The organism is Ruegeria sp. AG1, assembly GCF_056541705.1.
In genome coordinates, this window is the sequence record NZ_JBQFYU010000028.1 from 1 (window position 1) to 5643 (window position 5643).

The window sequence follows — 5643 nt, forward strand, 5'->3', positions numbered from 1 at the left end:
TGCTTAACGTCCTAACCTCGTCAGCCTCATAACCTAAAGGTCGTAGATCCAAATCCTACGCCCGATAACAATACCCAAAACACAAGTGGCAGCACTGTGGAAGCAAACGGATGGGAATATGCGGCATGTCCATTATTTGCTTAGCTACGTTGTTCCAAATAAAGTTAGCCCAGCGTTTGCTGCTGTTGTGGCAACCCACATGACCCCGGTTCAGCGATTACTCCGTCAAAAAAACAAATCTTCCGTCAAATTGACAACTACTACCGTTGTTTCGTCAATTTAATACCTGCGAAATTACGATATTCTCCGCCACTCTGGATTGAAAACCAGAAGGAGGAGGCGCGTTATGGGTTGGAATTTTTGCATCGTAGGGGCTGGCAAGATCGGGCAGATGATCGCCACGCTGTTGAAAGGGTCGCCAAACTACAGCGTCACGGTTGCGGACCATGATCTCAAGGCCTTGAGCGATATTTCTAAATTGGGCGTGGCGACTAAGCAGATTAATGCCTCGGATATTGAAGGTCTGGCGCAAGGCCTGAAGACGTTTGACGCGGTGATCTCAGCCGCTCCGTTCTTTTTGACACCGAATATCGCGAAAGCTGCTCAGCGGGCCGGGGCGCACTATTTTGACCTGACCGAAGATGTGGCCGCAACCAATGCCGTGCGTGATTTGGCAGAAAACAGCAAGACCGCATTCATGCCCCAATGCGGGTTGGCACCCGGCTTTGTCGGCATCGCGGGGGCGTCCTTGGCGGCCGAGTTTGATGAGATTGACAGCCTGCATATGCGGGTCGGGGCCTTGCCTCTCTTTCCGACCAACGCTTTGAAATACAACCTGACCTGGTCGACCGATGGGCTGATCAACGAATACTGCAACCCGTGCGATGCCATCGTTAACGGCGAGCGGGTGAAGACCGCTCCGTTGGAGGACTATGAGGTCTTAGGCCATGACGGGGTGGAGTATGAGTGTTTCAACACCTCAGGCGGCCTTGGAACCCTTCCCGAAACCCTTGAGGGCAAGGCGCGGGCGGTGTCCTACCGCTCGATCCGCTATCCGGGTCATTGCGATATCCTGAAACTGCTCTTGAACGATCTGGGGCTGGGTCAACGCCGCGATCTTCTGAAAGAGATTTTTGAGGCCGCCCTGCCGCGCACGGATCAGGATGTGGTGCTTGTCTACTGTACTGCCAAGGGCAAGATCGACGGTGCCCTGCGCGAAAAATCCCTGATCAATAAAAGTTTCGCGCGTGAGATCAACGGACAGGTCTGGAGCGCCATTCAGGTCACCACGGCCGCAGGTGTGCTGGGCGTGGTTGATCTGATGCGCACGGGCGTTCTGCCCTCGACCGGCTTTGTCCGACAGGAGCAGGTGAAGCTGTCCGATTTCCTCAATACCGAATTTGGCCGGCTCTATCGGGCGGGCGACGTAACCCCACAGAACAAGGCGGCGTAAAAGATGAAAGACGTTGTGATGACTGCAGAAACCACTCTGGCAAACCTCGACCTGACCGCGGCGGAGCTGACTGGGGGAACGTTGGCGGTACGGTCTCCGATCGACGGGCGCACCCTGGCCGACGTGCATGAAACACCGGCCTCTGACATGGAGGCTATCCTGGCCAACGCCAAAACCGCCTTCAAAGCGTGGCGCACCGTGCCCGCCCCTCGGCGGGGGGAACTGATCCGCCTGCTGGGCGAGGAGTTGCGCGCCGCCAAGGACGATCTGGGCGCCTTGGTCAGTTGGGAGGCGGGCAAGATCACTTCGGAAGGTCTGGGCGAAGTGCAGGAGATGATCGATATCTGCGACTTTGCCGTTGGCCTGTCGCGGCAGCTTTACGGTCTGACCATCGCCTCGGAGCGTCCCGGCCACCGGATGATGGAGACGTGGCATCCGGCAGGTCCGGTTGGCGTGATCTCGGCCTTCAATTTCCCGGTTGCGGTCTGGTCGTGGAACGCGGCGTTGGCGCTTGTCTGCGGTGATCCGGTGATCTGGAAACCGTCTGAGAAGACACCGCTGACCGCGATGGCTTGCCAGAAGATCTTTGAACGTGCGCTGGCCCGGTTCGGGGATGCGCCCGACAACCTGTTGCAAACATTGATTGGCGGCGCTGCTCTGGGTGAGGCCCTCGTGGCCAGCGAAGACGTTCCAGTGATCTCAGCCACCGGCTCTACGCGCATGGGCCGTGCGGTTTCGCCGATTGTGGCTTCGCGGTTCGGCAAGTGCATTCTGGAACTTGGCGGGAACAATGCGATGATCGTCGGCCCGTCGGCCGATCTGGAAATGGCGGTGCGGGCGATTGTCTTCTCGGCGGTCGGAACGGCGGGTCAGCGCTGCACGACTTTGCGTCGCCTGATCGTCCATAACTCGATCAAGGATGAGTTGGTTGCGCGTCTGAAGAAAGCCTATGCCGGATTGCCGATTGGTGATCCGATGGCCGAGGGCACATTAATTGGCCCGCTGGTCGATGAGGCCTCGGGTGCGGCGATGACGGCGGCGCTGAAGGCCGCAGAAGCCGAAGGTGGCGTGATCTTTGGTGGGAAGCGCGTCACCGAGGGCGTTCCGGGCGGTGTCTATATGGAGCCTGCCATTGTTGAAATGCCCGGCCAGACAGCAACGGTAAAAACTGAGACCTTCGCGCCGATCCTCTATGTCATGGGCTATGACGATTTTGACGATGCCATCGAGATTCAGAACGGTGTGCCGCAGGGCCTGTCCTCGTGCGTCTTCACCCTGAACATGCGCGAGGCCGAGCAGTTCCTGACCGCAGCCGGATCGGATTGCGGTATCGCCAACGTCAATATCGGCCCGTCCGGCGCCGAGATCGGTGGCGCGTTCGGTGGTGAAAAGGAAACCGGCGGCGGGCGCGAAAGCGGCTCGGACGCGTGGAAGGCCTATATGCGCCGTCAGACCAATACAGTGAACTACTCGGCGGAGCTGCCGCTGGCGCAGGGTGTGAAGTTCGACATCTGAACGCTCGTCCGGCGGCGTGATCGCGCCGCCAGGTCGTCAATCTGAAAACAGGTAGTCCAATTGCATGATGGATTGGGCTGTCTCGGTTTTCACCCCAAGGAACTTGGTGATTGCGGCCTCATTCTCGGCCTGATCAGATGTCTCGCGCAGGCGAAGATAGCCATCAATTCCGGCTTTACGGATTTCCTCGGACTCGTGTGCCAGATCATTGCGCAGGGTGGGCAACAGGCGCGCGACGATCTCGGATGGGCTGTTTTCACCCGCCAGGCCAACCCGGCGCGCATGACCGATCAGGTAGTCGTCGGAATACTGGCACTCGATTTCCAACACACGGGTCTTGGCGGCGTCGCCGCAGAAATCCTGAATGGCGTCCAGATTGGCCGGATCGAGGCACAGCGCCAATTGGTTCGATCCGAAATGATCAAACAGCATGCGCACAACGGCCCGCCTGTGGCGCGAGCGTTTGGTCAGAGTCGTCTCAATCCCGCCTAGATCCGGCAGCGGAGTATCCTGCTCGTTGAACAGATATTCGACGCAGGGGATGTCGGTGACCGAAGCGATCTGATCCACCAGCCGCTTTGCCACGTGCCACTTTTTGCAAACGATCAGAAACAGCTCTCGTTCCGGGCCCAGCGTATTCCCGGCCTCCCAGAACCGCTGACCGAACCGGCGGCCCACACGTCCACGCCCGGCCAGGAAGGCATAGAGGTTGCGCCCCTCATCCGAGATCGGGAATTCGACACCGGTGCTCGCGTAGAGCGTCCCGAGACGCTCTTTCAGCTCATACGCTTCGGGGCTGATCTTGCGGGCGAATAAGTAATTCTGCCCCAACAACATGTCGAAGTGATCATTGTAAAAGGTCACCGGCATGCCGTAATCCGAGAACATCAGGAACGTCAGCGTCCGGTTTTCAATCTCGTTCTTCGGGATCAGGTGACGGACCAGCGTCTGAAAGAAGGTCTCGTCTGGAATCCAGGTGGAGGAGAAGAACCGGACCACATCGCGCCGCTGTTTCAGGAAATCCAAAATCATCTCGACCGTGCGGCGGCGCAGGCACCACCACTGGCTGCCGATCATCACCTGGATATCATCTGGGATGTCGCGCGTGACATTGAACCGTTTCTGCAACTCGTAAGAGGTATAGAACCGTTTGGGCTGCGTGCGTTCGTTGAAGTAATGGCGGTAAATCAGCCGGTCTTCTTTCATGCCGGTCTTGATCCAGTTGCTGGCAAAAAAGTCGTGGCTTTCGATGAAGTCCGTGTCGTGTTCGTCCAGAAAGTTGTGGGCGTATTCTGCCGTTTTAATGGCCATGCAATCGCCCGACAGCATGTAGAAATGCGTTGCACGGGGAAAGGCGCTTTCGGCTGCTTGCAAGGCGTGCAACGTAGCCTGTACCAAAGACCACTCACCCCAGCCGCATTTGATGCGTTTGGCGGCGAAGGTGACGTTCGGGTTGTCCTTTAGGGCGGTGCGGATGCGGTCATAGTCCGGTGCGTTGGCCCGCGCATCGAAATGGATTGCTATATAATCGCCGACGGCGGTCAATTGCTCAGCCTGCGCGATGATCGCGTCGGGGTCTTTGTGACACAGCAATATGTAGGCAATCTTCGCCATGTGGGTCCGCTATTTCCGTTTCTGCCCGTTTACACTCGTGATACTGAGGATGAGCGATTGAATAAACCGAATAGTTTTGGTTCTTTGCTTGTAAAACGACTTGCGCGTAACAAGTTCCGAGATTTTGAGGAGGCATAGCAGATGGGGTTCCCCGGCACCTGGATGACCGAGAGCGAGAGCATGGTGTACCGTGTTGTGCCGAAATGTGCCTGCTCGACCATTGGCCAGATCATGTACTATTCCGACCATGGCCGGTTTTTTGATGGCGACATTCATGATGCCAAGGATGGGATGCACAAATGGGCCTTTGACCACAGCCAGGGCATGATCTCGGCTAATGTGCGCAATCATGGGTCTTATGCGTTCACCTGCGTGCGTAATCCCTATACGCGTATCCTCAGCTCATTCTTCGACAAAATCTGTGGCATTCAGCGCAACGGAAAGCGGTACCGGGGCAAGCTGGTGCCGACGCTGGTTTACAATTACGGGATCGAGGTTGGCGGCGACGATGGAAAGGGGGAGTTCGACCAGATCGCCAGTTTCCGCCGCTTCCTTCTGTTTGCGCGGGATACGATCCGGTGGCGCAGGCCGATGGACCCGGATATCCACTGGTCGGCCATGTCGGGGCATGTGTCGACCTTTGTGGTCAATGGCGGGCGCTACGACAACATTTTCTGGACCGAGAAGTTCAACGACGGGATGCAGCATGTTCTGGACCATATCGAAACCGCGCATCCCGTGACCCTATCCGAGATCCCGAGGTTCAACGAATCCGAAGGCCACGGACCCAGGCGCGCTCACCCGGTTGAGGACTATTTCGACGATCTTTCGATGCATCTTGTCTATGAGATCTACAAACAGGATTTCGAGCTGTTCAAATACGATTTCGAAAACCCGGCGAACAAGATGCCGGTGGGTGAGATCGACTTGGATGAAATCCACGCGAAACTCGGGTCGTAGTCATAGCATATTTGGGTCAGGGGAACGCTCCCGCCCATCGTCAATGTCTCTGACGAGACATCTCCTCTGGTTGGGCCCGGCGCCGCGCAAAGCGCGGCGCC

Annotated in this window: 4 protein-coding genes; 3 read left to right on the forward strand and 1 reads right to left on the reverse strand. The window is 57.3% G+C overall.

What is annotated here, in order from left to right; genetic code table 11:
* Window positions 1-346: 346 nt before the first annotated feature.
* Window positions 347-1453, forward strand: a complete 1107-nt coding sequence (locus tag ACR0B5_RS22775; protein WP_480543663.1) for a saccharopine dehydrogenase family protein — start codon at window positions 347-349, stop codon at window positions 1451-1453.
* Window positions 1454-1471: 18 nt separating this feature from the next.
* Window positions 1472-2968: an L-piperidine-6-carboxylate dehydrogenase gene (gene amaB, locus ACR0B5_RS22780; protein WP_480543669.1), complete on the forward strand. Its 1497-nt coding sequence runs from the start codon at window positions 1472-1474 to the stop codon at window positions 2966-2968.
* A gap of 36 nt (window positions 2969-3004) precedes the next feature.
* On the opposite strand, the gene ACR0B5_RS22785 is transcribed toward amaB, so the two are convergent.
* Complete coding sequence (locus ACR0B5_RS22785; protein ID WP_480543665.1) at window positions 3005-4582, reverse strand: DUF5928 domain-containing protein; 1578 nt, start codon at window positions 4580-4582, stop codon at window positions 3005-3007.
* Between the two features lie 141 nt (window positions 4583-4723).
* Between ACR0B5_RS22785 and ACR0B5_RS22790 the strand changes: the two genes are divergently transcribed.
* Window positions 4724-5542, forward strand: coding sequence for a sulfotransferase family protein (locus tag ACR0B5_RS22790; protein ID WP_480543667.1), 819 nt, complete (start codon window positions 4724-4726; stop codon window positions 5540-5542).
* The last annotated feature ends 101 nt before the right edge of the window (window positions 5543-5643 follow it).

What these genes read in the sequence shown, in the direction of transcription:
- ACR0B5_RS22785 (WP_480543665.1), bottom strand. Translation starts at nt 4,582, where the DNA reads ATGGCGAAGATTGCCTACATATTGCTGTGTCACAAAGACCCCGACGCG.
- amaB (WP_480543669.1), top strand. Translation starts at nt 1,472, where the DNA reads ATGACTGCAGAAACCACTCTGGCAAACCTCGACCTGACCGCGGCGGAG.
- ACR0B5_RS22775 (WP_480543663.1), top strand. Translation starts at nt 347, where the DNA reads ATGGGTTGGAATTTTTGCATCGTAGGGGCTGGCAAGATCGGGCAGATG.
- ACR0B5_RS22790 (WP_480543667.1), top strand. Translation starts at nt 4,724, where the DNA reads ATGGGGTTCCCCGGCACCTGGATGACCGAGAGCGAGAGCATGGTGTAC.